Source organism: Candidatus Paracaedimonas acanthamoebae (assembly GCA_017307065.1).
Taxonomy (GTDB): Bacteria; Pseudomonadota; Alphaproteobacteria; order Caedimonadales; family Caedimonadaceae; genus Paracaedimonas; species Paracaedimonas acanthamoebae_A.
Genome location: JAFKGL010000014.1, coordinates 22,358 through 38,390, shown reverse-complemented (window position 1 = coordinate 38,390; position 16,033 = coordinate 22,358). Strand labels below are relative to the sequence as shown.

14 protein-coding genes and 1 tRNA gene are annotated in these 16,033 nt (G+C 38.2%); 10 read left to right on the top strand and 5 right to left on the bottom strand.

Annotated elements, in window-relative coordinates; genetic code table 11:
* The first annotated feature begins 189 nt into the window (after positions 1-189).
* From glmU to J0H12_03110, 9 genes are all read left to right on the top strand, one after another.
* Positions 190-1,563 (top strand): bifunctional UDP-N-acetylglucosamine diphosphorylase/glucosamine-1-phosphate N-acetyltransferase GlmU, encoded by a 1,374-nt coding sequence (gene glmU / locus J0H12_03150; protein MBN9412909.1) that lies wholly within the window; start codon positions 190-192, stop codon positions 1,561-1,563.
* On the top strand, positions 1,564-3,393 hold the full coding sequence (glmS, locus tag J0H12_03145; GenBank protein MBN9412908.1) for a glutamine--fructose-6-phosphate transaminase (isomerizing): 1,830 nt from the start codon (positions 1,564-1,566) through the stop codon (positions 3,391-3,393).
* An 86-nt stretch (positions 3,394-3,479) separates the two neighbouring features.
* Positions 3,480-3,767 carry a 50S ribosomal protein L28 gene (rpmB, locus tag J0H12_03140; protein ID MBN9412907.1) on the top strand — a complete coding sequence of 96 codons (288 nt, stop codon included), beginning with the start codon at positions 3,480-3,482 and terminating at the stop codon, positions 3,765-3,767.
* Between the two features lie 35 nt (positions 3,768-3,802).
* Positions 3,803-4,606, top strand: coding sequence for a queuosine precursor transporter (locus J0H12_03135; GenBank protein MBN9412906.1), 804 nt, complete (start codon positions 3,803-3,805; stop codon positions 4,604-4,606).
* Positions 4,578-5,786 carry a tRNA guanosine(34) transglycosylase Tgt gene (gene tgt, locus J0H12_03130; protein MBN9412905.1) on the top strand — a complete coding sequence of 403 codons (1,209 nt, stop codon included), beginning with the start codon at positions 4,578-4,580 and terminating at the stop codon, positions 5,784-5,786. Before J0H12_03135 ends, tgt begins: the two co-directional genes overlap by 29 nt.
* Before the next feature lie 510 nt (positions 5,787-6,296).
* The gene (locus J0H12_03125) at positions 6,297-8,714 is read left to right on the top strand and encodes a hypothetical protein (protein MBN9412904.1); all 2,418 of its coding nucleotides are present in this window, start codon (positions 6,297-6,299) and stop codon (positions 8,712-8,714) included.
* A complete protein-coding gene (locus J0H12_03120; GenBank protein MBN9412903.1) occupies positions 8,711-9,025 on the top strand; it encodes a hypothetical protein in 315 nt (104 codons plus the stop codon). The genes J0H12_03125 and J0H12_03120 overlap by 4 nt, the downstream gene beginning before the upstream one ends.
* An 83-nt stretch (positions 9,026-9,108) precedes the next feature.
* Positions 9,109-9,753 (top strand): hypothetical protein, encoded by a 645-nt coding sequence (locus J0H12_03115; GenBank protein MBN9412902.1) that lies wholly within the window; start codon positions 9,109-9,111, stop codon positions 9,751-9,753.
* A gap of 14 nt (positions 9,754-9,767) precedes the next feature.
* Entirely contained in the window at positions 9,768-10,595 is an 828-nt protein-coding gene (locus tag J0H12_03110; protein ID MBN9412901.1) for a hypothetical protein, read from the top strand.
* Between the two features lie 404 nt (positions 10,596-10,999).
* Here the strand turns inward: J0H12_03110 and J0H12_03105 are convergent.
* From J0H12_03105 to rsmD, 3 genes are all read right to left on the bottom strand, one after another.
* A tRNA-Leu gene (locus tag J0H12_03105) sits at positions 11,000-11,085 on the bottom strand.
* 82 nt (positions 11,086-11,167) lie between these two features.
* The gene (locus J0H12_03100) at positions 11,168-11,803 is read right to left on the bottom strand and encodes a hypothetical protein (GenBank protein ID MBN9412900.1); all 636 of its coding nucleotides are present in this window, start codon (positions 11,801-11,803) and stop codon (positions 11,168-11,170) included.
* 87 nt (positions 11,804-11,890) lie between these two features.
* The gene (rsmD, locus tag J0H12_03095; protein MBN9412899.1) at positions 11,891-12,445 is read right to left on the bottom strand and encodes a 16S rRNA (guanine(966)-N(2))-methyltransferase RsmD; all 555 of its coding nucleotides are present in this window, start codon (positions 12,443-12,445) and stop codon (positions 11,891-11,893) included.
* A 160-nt stretch (positions 12,446-12,605) separates the two neighbouring features.
* Between rsmD and J0H12_03090 the strand changes: the two genes are divergently transcribed.
* Positions 12,606-13,328, top strand: a complete 723-nt coding sequence (locus J0H12_03090; protein MBN9412898.1) for an SDR family NAD(P)-dependent oxidoreductase — start codon at positions 12,606-12,608, stop codon at positions 13,326-13,328.
* A gap of 30 nt (positions 13,329-13,358) precedes the next feature.
* Here the strand turns inward: J0H12_03090 and der are convergent, their stop codons facing one another.
* Together der and J0H12_03080 are read right to left on the bottom strand one after the other, a co-directional pair.
* Positions 13,359-14,702: a ribosome biogenesis GTPase Der gene (der, locus tag J0H12_03085; protein MBN9412897.1), complete on the bottom strand. Its 1,344-nt coding sequence runs from the start codon at positions 14,700-14,702 to the stop codon at positions 13,359-13,361.
* A 7-nt stretch (positions 14,703-14,709) separates the two neighbouring features.
* Positions 14,710-16,026: a PQQ-like beta-propeller repeat protein gene (locus J0H12_03080; GenBank protein MBN9412896.1), complete on the bottom strand. Its 1,317-nt coding sequence runs from the start codon at positions 16,024-16,026 to the stop codon at positions 14,710-14,712.
* Positions 16,027-16,033: the final 7 nt, after the last annotated feature.

Here is a 16,033-nt window from a genome sequence, read left to right as displayed (position 1 = left end):
TGAATATCCATAAAAATAGTCTATCTTTAATGTGCATTTTTTTATATCTAATTGATTTATTTAAAAAAAAGAAGACTTGTTTAAAAGCCTTGTAATTTTTCGTCATATTATAATATTTTGTGTTTCTGTGAATTTATGTAATCACCGTAGTAGTTGTGCGGTTTTTAAGAATGGAAAAAAATATTTAAAATGTCAGATTGTTCTCTTTTGACACTTATTTTAGCGGCCGGTAAAGGAACAAGGATGCGTTCTTCTTTACCAAAAGTCCTCCATCCCATTGGAGGTCGGCCTATGATCCATTATATTTTAGAGACCGCTTCAGCACTTCAACCTGAAAAAGTCGCCTTGGTTGTGAGTGACTCTCAAGAATCTGTTGTTCATTCTGCCCAAGAAATGGTTCCTGAACTTATTCCCGTGATACAAGAACAACAATTAGGGACCGCCCATGCTGTTTTATCGGCACGTTCTTTTATTAAGAATTTTAAAGGCATTATCCTTATCTTATTTGGCGATACGCCTCTTGTACGTCACGAAACTCTCTTAGAAGTTCTAGATCGTTTTAAGAATCCATCTCGACCTGCTGCTGTTATTTTAGGGATGCAGCTGGATGATCCCAAAATGTATGGGCGTATTGTAACTTCTCATAATAATCAAGTCGAAGCGATTATTGAACATAGAGAAGCTAACGAAGAGATAAAGAAAATAAAACTTTGTAATGCTGGAGTCATGGCTCTTGATGGAAATTACGCCGTTCAACTCCTTGAAAAAATTACACCTCAAATATCAAATCAAGAGCGATATCTTACAGATATTGTTGCTATAGCGCGAAGTGAAGCCCTAAAAGTTGAAGTAGTTATAGCTCAAGATCCGAGTGAGTTTGAAGGAATTAATACACGCAAAGATCTTGCGGAAATTGAGGCTAAGATCCAAAATCGTTGGAGAGCGGGTGCGTTGGAAAAAGGGGTTACAATGATTGCTCCTGAAACAGTTTTCCTGAGTTATGATACCCAAATTTCTTCGGATGTAACAATCCATCCGTATGTCAATGTGGGACCTAAAACTATTATTGAGGAAAATGTGACGATTCGTTCGTTTACAGATATTGAGGGATCTCATATTAAAAAAGGGGTGACTATTGGTCCTTTTGCTCGTCTTCGACCGACAACAATCCTTGAAGAAGGCGTTAAAATTGGAAATTTTGTTGAAGTAAAAAATTCAACATTGGGCATAAAAGCAAAAGCTAATCATCTTACTTATATTGGTGATGCTATCATTGGTGAAAAAACAAATATTGGGGCAGGGACAATTACTTGTAATTATGATGGTTTTAGTAAATGGAAAACGCATATAGGTAATTATGTTTCAATTGGTGCTAATTCTTCTTTAGTGGCCCCTTTAAAAATTGGTGATCATGCTTATATTGGAGCTGGGAGCACGATTACAAAAGATGTTGCCTCTGAGAGTCTCGCGGTTGCTCGTGCTCAGGTAAAAGAAATTGAAAAAGGAGCTCTTGCTCTACAAAAGAGAAAATCAACTCAAACACATAAAAAGGATGTGACATAAATGTGCGGAATTGTTGGTGTTATTAGTTCAACAGAGAAAAATGTTGTTTCTGACTTGGTAGAAGGGCTACGTCGGCTTGAATATCGGGGGTATGATTCTTCAGGAGTTGCTGTAATTGCAGATGGCGAGCTACAAAGGCGTCGTCGTGCGGGGAAATTAGTTAATCTAGAGGCCAATCTGAAAGAAGATCCTATAATCGGAAAGTGTGGCATTGCGCATACAAGGTGGGCGACACACGGTGTGCCAAATGATCAAAATGCTCACCCTCATCTAACCGAGAAAGTGGCTATCGTTCATAACGGTATTATCGAAAATTATCACCTCCTAAAAGAACAGCTTCTTGAAAAAGGAATTCATTTCAGTAGTGATACAGATACTGAGGTGATTCTTCATCTCGTTGAAGAATACTTAAACCAAGGTTTAAGTCCATTTAATGCAGTAAAAGAGACTCTTAGTGTTGTACGAGGTGCTTTTGCAATTGCTCTTTTGTTTCGAGATCATCCGGATTTATTAATTGCTGCACGTTTTGGCCCTCCTTTAGCAATTGGGTATGGGAAGGGAGAAATGTATGTTGGTTCTGATGCTGTTGCCCTTTCACATTTAACCCAACAAGTGACTTTTTTAGAAGATGGTGATATTGCTGTTTTAGAAGCTTCAACTGCCAACATTTATAATTTTAAAGGTGAATCTGTTAAAAGAAGCATCCAACAAAGTAAATTAGCTAATTCCTCTATTGATAAATCTGGGTTTGATCACTTTATGTTAAAAGAGATTCATGAGCAGCCAGACGTTATTCGACGTACTCTTTCAGAGTATTTGAATATCTCTCATACAGGATTACATTTTCGTCCTTTACCTTTTGCTTTAGAAAATGTGTCTCGCCTTACTATTGTTGCATGTGGTACCGCATTTTATGCTGGAATGGTTGCAAAATACTGGTTTGAAACCATTGCTCGTATTCCTGTTGAATTGGATATTGCTTCTGAATTTCGTTATCGTCAGCCTCCGATGCCCAAAGATGGTGTTTCGCTTTTTATCTCTCAATCTGGTGAAACTGCAGATACTCTTGCAGCTCAAGCTTATGTTCGTTCCCAAGGACAACCTTCATTAGGGATTATCAATGTTGCAAATAGTTCTCTAGCCAGAGCTGTTGATGTGACATTTTTAACGCAAGCAGGTCCTGAAATTGGTGTGGCATCAACAAAGGCATTCACAACTCAGTTGTGTGTTCTTGCTGTTTTAGCGCTTGCCTTTGCTCAAGCGAAGAAAACAATCTCAAAAGAAGAGTTTTCCCAGTATTGTCGAGATTTATCTCAATTACCTCTCCTCATAGAGCAGGCACTCGCTCTAAAAGATGATGTGGCAGATATTGCTCGCTCTTTATTAGAATCGGATAATGTCCTTTATATTGGAAGGGGAACGAGTTATCCTTTGGCTCTAGAGGGAGCCCTTAAGCTCAAAGAAATTTCTTATATCCATGCAGAAGGTTTTGCGGCTGGAGAGCTTAAACATGGCCCCATTGCTCTTGTTGAAGAAGGGGTGCCAACTGTTGCAATTGCCCCTTTTGATCCACTTTTTGAGAAGACGGTTTCTAATATACAAGAAATTCTCTCGAGAAAAGGGCCGATTATCTTATTAAGTGATGAAAAAGGACATAGTTTATTTACGTCACAAGCAATAAAGAGAATTGTTCTGCCGACAACGAGCTCCTTTATTGCGCCCATGATTTATGCTATTCCAACACAGCTTTTGGCTTATTATACGGCTGTTTTGAAGGGAACTGACGTTGATCAACCCAGAAATTTAGCAAAATCAGTTACAGTTGAGTAGATAAATGGCAAAAACCCTTGACGACAGTGTCCTTAATGACGTATTAGAAATTTAAAGTTTATGAATTTTGAAATGGAGATTAGAGTATGGCACGTCGTTGCATTATAACAGGTAAACAAGTTTTGGCAGGTAACAATGTAAGCCATGCAAATAACAAGACACGTCGTCGTTTTCTACCAAATATGCAAAATGTATCCTTTATCAGTGATATTATTGGGCGTGTAAGGATGCGTATTTCAACGCGTGCAATTCGGACCATAGAAACTAATGGCGGCATTGATGCTTTCTTAAAAAGCACAAATGATTCAAAATTATCAAAAGAAGCTCTCTCATTAAAGCGTCGTATAGAGCGTATTCAAGTACAAAAAGCTTAAATAATGAAAGAGCAGGGATAGGCCTGCACTAATCTATGACTTTAATATCTTTAACCAGAATGGTAGACTTTTTCCAAAGTTTACCTTCTGAAGCAATGGGCTGCTTAACATTTTTAATATGTAGCTTAGCAATCCTCGGGATTTTCCGTTATTACGGGGCTTTAGGGCTCTTTATTTATAATTCTCTCGCAATTATTGCAGGAAATCTTCAAGTTCTTAAAGCCGGGGAATTCTCCTTCTTAAATTATCCCATAGCTTTAGGAACGGTTGTATTTTCCTCAAGTTTTTTAACTTCAGATATCTTAACTGAATATTATGGGAAGCAGATTGCTCAAAAATCTGTTTGGTTAAGTTTTTTAATGTCTCTCTTATTAAGTATATTGATGTTATTAACTTTGGGAGTTAAGCCAATTGCAACAATTAATGAGGATTATATAGCCTTTAATAAAGCCCATGAAGCAATGTCCGTCTTGTTCTTACCAATTCCAACAATTTTGATAGCAAGCTTAAGCGCATACTTAATTAGCCAGTATACTGATATTTATATTTTTCAATATATTAAGAATTTAACAAAAGGAAAGGCTTTATGGTTAAGATCAAGTTTGGCTTTTATTGTTTCTTCGAGTATCGATAATATAATTTTTAGTACATTAGCATGGGTGATTTTGGCTTCTCATCCCGTTGAATGGAAAACGCTTATCTATACCTATATATTAGGGACTTATACGATACGTCTACTTGTTAGTCTTGCAAATACGCTTATTATGTATTTAGTAAGGTTTATTAACCCTTTTCGGAAAAATCTTATAGATGTTTCATTATCCAAATTTTCAGTTTGAAATTCAGAAAACGTCAAAAAACAATAAAGCACGCTTGGGGCGCCTGAGGACGCCTCATGGGGCTGTTGAGACCCCAGCTTTTATTTTCTGTGCAACAAAAGCTGCAATTAAAGGAGCAACTCCTCAGCAAATAGATGAAGCAGAAACTCAAATTATCCTATCTAATACCTATCACCTTATGTTGCAACCAGGCGGAGAGATCATAGAACGTCAAGGGGGATTACATCGGTTTATGGGATGGAATAAGCCAATGCTTACAGACTCTGGAGGATTCCAGATTTTTAGTTTGGGGCATGGCTCAGTCGCAAGTGAAATAAAAGGCAAGAGATTAACGAATCGTCCTAAGACTCTTTTGAAAATTACAGAAGAGGGTGCTCAGTTCAAATCCTACATCGATGGTCGTATGCATCTTTTAACACCTGAGAGATCTATCCAAGTACAGCGTCAACTAGGGGCTGATCTTATTGTAGTATTAGATGAGTGCACACCTTTTCATGTTGATAAAATCTATACACAACGCTCAATGCATTTATCTCATCGATGGGCTTTAAGAAGTCTTGCAGAATTTCAGAGAACGGATAATCAGCAGCAAGCTCTTTATGGCATTATTCAAGGCGGCGTATATAATGATTTACGCAGAGAAAGTACGCAATTTGTGAACGATCATCCCTTCTTTGGGCATGCTGTCGGGGGATCACTCGGGGCCTCAAAAGATCAAATGCACGATATTGTTGCATTAACGATGAGCCTTCTTGATCCTGCTCGCCCAGTTCATCTTTTAGGTATTGGTGGCGTAAGTGATATCTTTAATGGGGTCCGTCAAGGAATAGATACGTTTGATTGCGTTCACCCAACCCGGCTTGCCCGCCATGGCGGAGCTTTGGTTCAGCCCTCATTTTGGCTTAAAAATGAAGGGAAAGGGGGGGAGCATATTAATCTGCGTAATGCTCGCTTTAGAGAAGATTCACGCCCTATTGATGAAGCTTGCCCTTGTTCCACATGCAAAATATTTTCTCGATCATATCTTCATCATTTATTAAGAGCTCAAGAGATATTAGCGCTTCAAGCAATCACGATACATAATATTTCTTTTATGAATCGTCTTCTAAGTGCTATTCGAAGAGCTATCGCAGAGGATCGATTAGATGATGAAGAAAAAAATTGGGTGTTTGTAAAATAATTTCTGGTTAGATTAAGTGACTTTACACTGATTATTTAATATATAAATTTTGAAAAATTCAGAACCCTCTCTTTAAGAGTATAAGATATCAAGATAAAGAATTAACTGAGAAAGTTAGATCTCTCTCTTTAAAGAAGAGAATAGTAAGCAAATTGTTAAAAGTTATGAAAGATAATGATACACTAAGCTACAAATTTTTCAAAACTATATCTATGAATCACACAATTATAGATATAAAATTTTGAGTTCATTATTTTGAGAATTATTAGCTTAATTTTTTTTACAGAAGGTCTTTGCGTGTTTTGGAAATTTTGAATTGACCTCTTTTTCCCACGATATCATTTTATTAATAGTTCCATAGAAAAATTTGTAAAATGTAAAGTTGAATTTAATCAAAAAATTCTCCATTCAAAACAATCTTATTTTGCGTTCTTATAGAAAGTAGCTTGGATGAAAACAGTCCTGTAATTAGTTCTTTATTCTAGAAAACTAGGTAAGAAGGAGACTTTCATGAGGCGTTTATTAAAGACTAACATGTTTCCATCAACTGCAACTTATTCAAGTCCTTCTAAGCTAGAAGCCTCAGACCATAAGCTATGGAGTGATGAATTTCTTGAATTGGGAAACGGGAGTTTGTTTTATGTCTACAAACAAGATCCTAGTGTTTATGATACGACGACAATGAAACCTACGACGAAGCAGCCCCTTATTAAACAAATTTATCTTAATCGAAAAATAGGAGTGGGGCCTAAAGACCTTGAAATGAGAATTATCAGGAATAGGGTTTCTCCTAATTCTGATGGGGATTTTACGCATCTAGAAGAAGGAACGCTAGAGTTTGATTCAGCCCATACCTATGCTGTTGTAAGGCAAGTCTATGATATGTGGCGAGGGACGATTGATTCCATTATGCAAGAGCAAGAAGCAGGTAGCGGCTTTGGTTTGACTCACCGAGTGGCTGTACATTTTAATACAGATGTTACTGTACATAATAGTGATACTCCTCGAGTAAAAGCTGAGCCTGTGGTAAACCAATGGCTAAGCGGGCAATTGCCATCTCCAGAGAAAATTGCTTGTCAAGTCACTTATCTCAAGGCTAATAATGAGTTAGAAAATGTTTTTGTCACTCAAGCTGACCTTGGCTTAGCGCCACTGGATATGCTGTATATCTTTAACCCTGATAATCTGGAGGCGCGCTCCGAACTGGAAGATCGGGTCAGATTGTATGTTATGCAAAATCCCGAATTGGCGCCTCAACCTGATACGGTTTTGAAAATTAGCTACACTATAGCCGATACCAACCAATTCAGCTTCTTTGAAATTGCCCCTTTGATTCGTAGCTTAAGAGCTTTGTTACTGCGTTCCAGGCCATTACGTCCTACGGATATGATGCTGCCAACTGAGGCCAGCATTGAAGCTTCAGGAGTCATGCAGCTTGAAAAAAGTCGGGTAGCGTTTCTGGAAACTGATTTGAAAGCCATTAATAACGCAAAGTTACAACCTCTTTTGACCCAATTAACAAATGTGTTTCCAGCCGAAGGTCCGATTACCGAAACCATTTTGGCGAATATTGATAATTATATAGAAACCATGATAGATATCTGCAAAACATTGTCCTTATATGGCTTGCAGCAAACTGGCTTTGGTATATTTTTGGAAACCAAAGGTGGGATATACAAAAATTTGCGACAACTGTCTGAGGAGATAAAAAAGCGCTGGCAAGGTAGATTAGATGAATACAATGCCCTTATCACACACTTGCCACTCGAGGATAGAGAGCGCATATCCGTATTGTTAAAAGCCGAGCAGCTAATCTCAACTTCCTCTCTTGATCTTGCCGATAAAACCATCGCTCAGATTCAGGCTGAAGTAGAAGCTAAGAAAGCACAGTTTGATACTAAAAGGTCATTATTTGAAGGTTTTTCAAAAACAACCAAAACAAAACTCTATCAGGTGTTGAATGATTTCAATACGCTATTGATAGGACCTCTGCCTTATACTGATTTTGATTCACAACCGGTTTTGTTGACAGATATCCATAAGGCAGTCACGATTTTAGCTCAAGACATTTATACGCGTGCTCAACAGCTTGCAAATAATCTAAGTAAGCTCTTTGATGGTATAAAAAGCAAGTTAGACGAGTATGATTTACAAGCTGATAGAGACAAGCAGCTGCTTTTGTTGACCGATGCAGCTAAGGCAGTTTTTGGAGAGGAATTCTTGTTGGTTCCTTCCTTCCTATTATCGGAAAAACAAGGCAATGAATTGGCAAAAGCATACACTAGCAAGGAGAGTTTGCTAGATCATCAAAAAACCATAGTCGGGAATTCTTTTCCAATTGATGACTGGCTGTATGGTGTCGCGCGAGTCCGCGAGAAAATGCATCATTTAGAAAATTTATTATTTCTGACCGAAGCATTACAGACTAAATTACCTGACTTGCAGCCTATCCAGCTGCCGTTCGAAACTGGAGTTCCCTGGCTAGCATTGGAGTTTCCGGAAGCCGCGCTTGAGAAAATGAAGCGTGAAAATTTATTATATACTTCACTTTATGCCGGTGATTTCAATCAAATGAAAAATCAAAGTGGCTTGCTCTTAGATGAATGGACCGAAGTTATCCCCGCAAAAACTGAAACCACTGGGATCACATTTCACTTCGATAAACCCAACTCTGAACCGCCGCAAACCATACTCTTAGCGACACCACCCAAAATTAGCGGCGCTTGGCAGTGGCAAGATTTAGTGGATACTTTGCATAGCACATTGGATAGAGCACGGATCCGAGGTGTGGAACCCCAACAACTGGATAAAACAGATCTATCAGTATTTCTGCCGGCAACAATTCTGGCTACAACCTGGCGCCCGATCACCATTGCTACTGATCTGGCTATCGTTAATGACTTTATCAATAAGGTAGATAACCTATGAAAAATAAACTTACTATTAATAATATTGATGACGTGATCAATACAAACTCTCTGTTTCCAACCCTGACTCGCTACAACCGCCTGGAAAGCCGCCCACGCACAGACAATTTCCAACGGGTCATGCGTGCGGAGGTTCGCGACGCTTTGTGGATGCTCTGCAAACAGTGGCAAATGGGAGAATTTCTCGGTGATGATGCAGGAACTCCAGTTGCCGCAAAAATTCATGTTGAGGGGCAACGCATTACCAAATACCAGCCCGTTGGAGGCAGTGTTCAGAAATTTGATCATGACCACCTTTGGAAGCCACTGTAGAGCGGTGTGCCATTCCACTAACCAGTGCGGAAGTGCCAATCTCTTTAGATATACGGTTACAGCTGGGCAGGTGCTGGTTAAAGTTGCTTCCAGCAAGCGCCAGAGAAAAATTTAAGGCTTATGAACCTTATCAAATAACAAAACCAGATCCGACCAATAAAGCAGATGCAGCAATCTGCGCACATCCCGAGGCTTGGCAACAATTCCAAGCAGTAGCTGGGAGAGCTATAGATGGTATTAAGATATATCTCCATCTCAAGAAGAATCTTAGTCATTCGGCTTTTGATAGCATAACCTCACTGACTGACCCTGAAAAGAAAGAAATAGACAATCAAGGGCCGAAATTCATGGCTTGGTTCGAAAAACTTTACTTGCAACCGGAAGTAAACCAAACAGATGCCTGGCAACCTGAACGGTTAGAGTATCAATTCAACTGTGCGGTACCAAATGGAGAGGGAGGAGAAAAGGTTTTAAGCGCGGAAGAATACTATCAAAGACGTCTAGATTGGTATAGTTTTGATTGGGATAAAAGCCGATCCTCTTTGGGGACAAGCGATCAGGAAATTCTACCGAAACCAGTTGAAAAAAAATACACTACGCAAAGTTTTATTCCTACACCGGTGCGCTTTAATGGTATGCCTGACACTCGTTGGTGGGCGTTTGAAGATGGCAGACCAATTTCGGAGATATCAAGCCTGGGACCACAGAGCTGGCAAAGTTACTATTAATTGAGTTCGGTCTGGTGTACGCTAACGACTGGTTTATTTTGCCGTATACTGTGCCGAGTGGTTCAGTATTGAATATTAAAGGCTTGACGGTTACCAATACCTTTGGTGAGCGCTTTTGGATCGAACCTGCAGCAAAAGGTTTTGATGAGGATTGGCAACACTGGGCCATGTATTCTTTAAGTATCAAAGGTCAAACTAATCAGCCAGCAGATTTAACCTTGCTGATGTTGCCAACAGTTCCAAAGATCCAAGAAAGCGCTCCATTGGAAGAGGTTTCTTTAATTCGCGATGAGGTAGCGAATATGGTTTGGGGCATTGAAAACACGATTATGACCCCAAGCGGCTGGACACGTGCAGGCAATATTGCTGCCGAAGAATATCATCAGCATTTACAAATACTGCACGACAATTCAATAATAAATAGTTCAGTGCCGGTACAAATAGAATGGAAGGCTCCTTTGCGTTACGAGTTGATGACCACGGTACCAGAAAACTGGATTCCGTTTGTTCCACAGCATGTGCCGGGTGATACACGACAGACCCAGTTGCGCCGCGCTGCAATGCCAAGGTTATTGAAAAATGACTCTGACCCTAAGTATGAACGAATTAAGCCACGAACATCATTGCTACGACAAGGCTTGGATACGAAAAAACCCTTCTATATTTATGAAGAAGAGGTGCCAAGATCAGGTATACAGGTCCGTCAGACTTTTCAACGTACGCGTTGGAATAATGGAAAAGTTTTTATCTGGATGGGAGCTAGCAAAAGTATTAAACGAGGAGAAGGGCATAGTGGTTTAGCTTTTGACCAAATTGTAAACACTGGTTTGAAAGATTCTTAAAAGTCGAGTAACCATCTTTCTGGACTTGACTCATTTTAAGGACGTAGATATCCAAAAAGCATTAATTAATTGGCTTTTATCCTCAGAAGAGAAAAACCTTTTTTTCATAAACCATATGTAAACCATTTTCTCATTTTTATTTTTAAAAAGAATAAATATTAGAGAGAATAAATTAAGCGAAAACAAAGTATTAAATTGGTTTAGCCAAGGGGGAACGAACCTATGACCTCTACAATGCCATAAAAATTTTTTCCTGTTAGCGGTTGGTATTATACGTTCCTTGAAAATTTGTGCCCATTAAATTGGGTCAAATCTAAAAAAGATGGTTCTATGTAGGGTGATGACAATTTTTAGCAATTAATTTTGGAGAAAAATATAAAATCTATGAAACCCCTTGGTAGAAGTGGTGCCCGCTGCCAGACTCGAACTGGCATGCCTTGTTAGGCGGCAGATTTTAAGTCTGCTGTGTCTACCATTCCACCAAGCGGGCACACGCCACAACCTAACGTTTTCTTAAGATTGATGCAAGTGTTCTTACAAAAAATATATAAAAAATATTATTGTGAGAAATTTTAATCTTCCCCAATAAATTTTTTGTAAGCTTTTGCTGCAAATGATTGGGAACAATTTGTTTCTTTTTTGAATTTTTGGATTATCTTATCCTTTTGGTCTTTAGGTTCTAAAATTCTTTGCTCTTCAGCTAGTGCTTTCATTTTCAACAAACGTTCATCTGTGGATTTTTTCAGCGTTTTAAGTCCTTGAATAGTTAAACCTAATTGGGCGGCTAAATCTTCTTCATTTTCATCGTAAACAAATAAATTTTTTAAATTAGGTAGTAATAAAGTATCTTCAAAATATAAAACTTCAAGATATTCTAATCTATCATTGTATTTTTTATTTAATTTTTGAAATATATTTGTTAGTATTAAAAGATCGTTGTCATTAATTTCTTCTTCTAAATTCGAATTATTTTTTTTATATTCATCAGTTTTTTCATTTATTTGAGAGTGTAGACTTAATGCAAGCTGATAATCATTTTCTTCAAGAGATAATTTTATTGCTTGGTTTAGTTTTTCCTCATTAAATTCTTGCAAAGATCTTTGTATGGCTTGATTTAATTCTTGATATTCAAATTCAATATTACTGCAAAGGGCAGAATTATTGTATAATAACGCTGCTAATGGTAAGTAAATAAAGCCTAATTTCATTGTATTTTTCCTTTAATTTATTCATGGACAAAAATACGGTGAAAGATGAAGAATTGAAAATGCTCTTTAGGCAAATAAACTGTGCGCTTATTGCAACGATGAAAATTTTAAGAGAAAAACTCTTGCAAGCCCGATATGGCGCTCATTTAGAAGAGTTAGATAAGAAGGGAAAGAAGGAAGTTCATTAATAGATGTTTCGATGATGAATAAGGCATTTGGAGCTATCCATGCTTTTTCAAAAAGCTCTTTTAATGCTTTCTCTGTAAGCTCTTTGTTATAAGGAGCATCCATAAATATCAGGTCAAATTTTTTATAGGCAATTGGAAGGCGTCTAGCATCGAGGCGTGAAACCTTACAAATATCATCTACTTTCAGATGGGCGATATTTTCATAAATTATATGAATAGCCTCTCGATCAATTTCAATAAAATTTGCTGAGGATGCACCACGGGATAAAGCTTCTAATCCTAAAGCTCCAGAGCCTGCAAAAATATCTAAAACCTCTAACTCAGTGTATGTGCTGACATAATTATTCAAAATATTAAAAATTGTTTCTCGTGCACGATCAGAGGTTGGACGTGTTTTTAACGTATTGGGGACTTTAAGATTATAGCCTTTGTAGGAACCAGCGATTACACGCATAAGTTTGTATCTCTATGCAATTAATTAAAAACTTCATTTAGGATAATATTTAAAACCTATTAGCATTTTCATGAATCTTAATAAAGAAAATATTATACTTTAAAACTTAATAGATGTTCGTTTATGGTAGCCAATAATTAATCAAGAAAGAGGGTTTTAAGTGGCTGAGTTAAAAGGGAAAGTAGCGCTTATTACAGGGGCGACTAGAGGTTTAGGAGCTGAAATTGCAAAACGTTATGCTCAAGAAGGGGTAAACCTTATTCTGTTATCTCGTAATATAGCACAACTTGAAGCTTTAGATGATAGTTTAGCCTCGTCTGGAGTGAATATAACTCTTGTACCTTATGATCTTAAAGATTATGCAAGTCTTGAGAATTTAGCTCGAGCTATAGGAGATCGCTATGGGCGTCTGGATATATTAGTTGGCAACGCAGCTATATTAGGGATACTTGGGCCTATTCAGCAGGTTCCATCTTCTACGTGGCAAGAAGTCATTGATATTAATCTAACAGCAAATTTATATTTGCTTAAATTCTTTGATCCACTTTTACGTAACTCTTCTGGAGGACGAGCAATTTTTGTAACTTCAGAAGTGGCTCATGATATTTCACCTTATTGGTCGGCTTATTCGGTCAGTAAAGCAGCCCTTGAAAATATGATAATGCTTTATGCTCATGAAAATTTAAATTCGTCACTGAAAGTGAATTTAGTTGATCCTGGGAAAATTCGGACTTCCATGCACGCAGAAGCATGCCCTGGAATAGATCCTTTATCCATCCCAAGCCCAGAAGAATTCATGGACGTTTTTATCTATCTAGCAAGTGAAAAATGTCAATTAACTGGAAAAATCTTTAAAGCGCAAGAATTCAAAAATGAAAATTGAACTTAAAAAATAGTTCTTCATGTAGATTAATTATTTACCTCTTGAATCGTAAGGATTTTTACCTTTTCTCAAGAATAATCTAAGAGGTACCCCGGGTAAATTAAAGCAATCTCGCAAAGACGTTTCTAAATAACGCATATAAGAAGCGGGAAGATCCACGGGCTTACTCGCAAATAAAACAAATGTTGGGGGGCGAGTTTTAATTTGGGTGGCATATTTTATGCGGATAGGTGTTTGTCCTGAAAGAGGTGGAGCATGACGTGCTAAAGCACCTTCTAACCATCGATTCAGTTGTGATGTGGAAATACGAGTGTTCCATAATTGATATACTTCTAATACATGAGCCATCAATTCATCGAGATTTTTTTTCTTTAATGCCGAAGTAGGCTGTAAGCGAAGCCCTCTTGCTTGAGAGAGAAGGGAGCTTAAAGAACGCCTAATTTCAGGTAATGTTTGTTGGTCAGCTTCATCCCACTTATTCAAGGCAATAATGAGGGCGCGGCCTTCTTCTAGGACATGAGAAGCAATTGTGAGATCTTGTTTATTTAAAGGATCATTTGCATCCATCACAAGGACAACAACTTGAGCATACTTAATAGCTTCTAAACTATCTTGGACTGAAAGGCGCTCAAGATGCTCATCGATACGTGATTTACGCCTCATTCCAGCAGTATCAATCAGCTGGATAGAGCGGCCTTTATAAGACCAATCAATAGCTATAGCATCTCGTGTAATGCCTGGTTGATCGCCTGTTAGTAATCGTTCTTCACCCAAGAGTGCATTCATGAGAGTTGATTTGCCAACATTTGGCCTTCCAACAATTGCAAGCTTCAATTGTTCCTGGGGATTATTTTCAACTTCTTGACTTTCTAAGTCTATCGCATGAGGCGCCAAGGCTTGGTAAAGATCATCAACTCCTTCACCATGCGCCGCAGAAAAAGCAATAGGATCCCCGAAACCTAAAGTAAATGATTCTAAATAACCTTCTTGTTTTTTATGGCCTTCAGATTTATTGGCTACTAAAATTACGGGAGTTTTTAGACGTCTTAACATCTCAGCTAATTTTCGATCAGAAGCCAAAATAGGTTCTCGGCTATCAATAATCATTAATATGACGTCAACTTCTGCTAAAACATTCAGAGTTTGTGAGATAATCTGGTCTTTTATAAGAGCTGATTCAAAACCTTCGAGGCCAGCAGTGTCATAAATCTCAAGGTTTAAATCCCAAAGATGACCTTGAGTTTTTTGCCAATCCCGTGTCACTCCTGGAGTGTCTTCAACAATTGCGAGTTTGCGGCCTGCGAGTCGATTATAGAGTGTTGATTTACCAACATTAGGTCTTCCAACAATCGCGATTTTAAGATGTTTTGTCATATTCAGTCTATTGGTATGCAATTAAAGTTCCATTGTCGAGAAGGATGAGTAAAGTTTTATTAATTGCGATAGGAGAGAGGGTCGCTTTATATGGTAATTCAAACTTTTTAATTTCTTGACCATTCTGAGTTGAAAGCAATAAGCCTTGTTTATTTGAGCCAATTATCAACAAGGTATCATTAACAATGAGAGGACCTGCCCATAGAATTTTCCCTTGTTGTTTTTCTTGATCCACAAAATGTACAAGTTGTTGAGACCATACGATTTGTCCTGACTCTTTCATTAAACATACTAAATGATTATCGTTTGTAAGCATGAACAAATATCTGCCAGAAATAGCAGGTGTTCTAATGCCTCCCAGGTCACGATTCCAAACAGATTGCCCACTACGCATATCTAAGGCACTAATGCGACCGCTATGACTTACAAGGAAAACAAGATTCTTATCAATAATAGGGCGTGCTTTAATATGGGAAAGTGCTGATACAGAATCAAGTTGTTTGTTTGCTTGCAGGGTTTCAGACCATAAAGGGTATCCATTTTCTATACGAAGAGCAAATACTTCGCCAGAAGAGTAAGGGGTGACAATAACACCTGCATGAACGGCAGGACTGGCTCCGCCTAAAAGGCCAGCTGATTCAACGATGCCTGTATGAGTCCATAGGAGTTGGCCATCTTTCGCATTGAAAACTTCAAGTTGATTATTAATGGTTATAACAAAAATTTTTCCTTCAGAGACTGTTGGGGCTGCTCTTACAGGAGCTGAGGTAGGGAAGCGCCATAAAATGTTTCCTGTTTTCGCATCAATTGAAAGAATTTCTGCATGAGCTGTTGTTGCATAAATTTTTCCTTGATCATAAGCCAAGCCGCCTCCAAAAGGTTGAGAGGAGCTATCAGCCGGGATACAATATGTTTCCCATTCTTTTTCTCCATTTTGGATATTAATAGCACTCACCAAACCAATAGAATCGATAGTGTATACATGATTTCCTACGGCGATTGGGCTATTTAACAACCGATGTTCGGTAGAAGAGCCATGGCCTATATTTTTCTCCCACATCAAGTTGAAATCAGGATTTAAAAGGAGAGGAGGCATCACATGGCGTGCATTCCCTCCAGCCATAGGCCAAGTCTGATTTATTTCAGGCGCGTCAAGTTTTAAACTATGATCTTTTAATGTATCATCTACAGTGTATTTTTCAGTAGATAAGAGAACTGATTCACGAACTCCTTCTAGGGGGATTTTTTCTTTTTTTCCAAGAAAGCCGTCACATCCACTTAAAAGGATGGCCGTGAAGGCTATATATCCGTAATATTGTCTCATGAGTTGT

Coding starts and splice junctions, on each gene's coding strand:
- glmU (MBN9412909.1), top strand. CDS start 190: ATGTCAGATTGTTCTCTTTTGACACTTATTTTAGCGGCCGGTAAAGGA.
- glmS (MBN9412908.1), top strand. CDS start 1,564: ATGTGCGGAATTGTTGGTGTTATTAGTTCAACAGAGAAAAATGTTGTT.
- rpmB (MBN9412907.1), top strand. CDS start 3,480: ATGGCACGTCGTTGCATTATAACAGGTAAACAAGTTTTGGCAGGTAAC.
- J0H12_03135 (MBN9412906.1), top strand. CDS start 3,803: ATGACTTTAATATCTTTAACCAGAATGGTAGACTTTTTCCAAAGTTTA.
- tgt (MBN9412905.1), top strand. CDS start 4,578: ATGTTTCATTATCCAAATTTTCAGTTTGAAATTCAGAAAACGTCAAAA.
- J0H12_03125 (MBN9412904.1), top strand. CDS start 6,297: ATGAGGCGTTTATTAAAGACTAACATGTTTCCATCAACTGCAACTTAT.
- J0H12_03120 (MBN9412903.1), top strand. CDS start 8,711: ATGAAAAATAAACTTACTATTAATAATATTGATGACGTGATCAATACA.
- J0H12_03100 (MBN9412900.1), bottom strand. CDS start 11,803: ATGAAATTAGGCTTTATTTACTTACCATTAGCAGCGTTATTATACAAT.
- rsmD (MBN9412899.1), bottom strand. CDS start 12,445: ATGCGTGTAATCGCTGGTTCCTACAAAGGCTATAATCTTAAAGTCCCC.
- der (MBN9412897.1), bottom strand. CDS start 14,702: ATGACAAAACATCTTAAAATCGCGATTGTTGGAAGACCTAATGTTGGT.
- J0H12_03080 (MBN9412896.1), bottom strand. CDS start 16,026: ATGAGACAATATTACGGATATATAGCCTTCACGGCCATCCTTTTAAGT.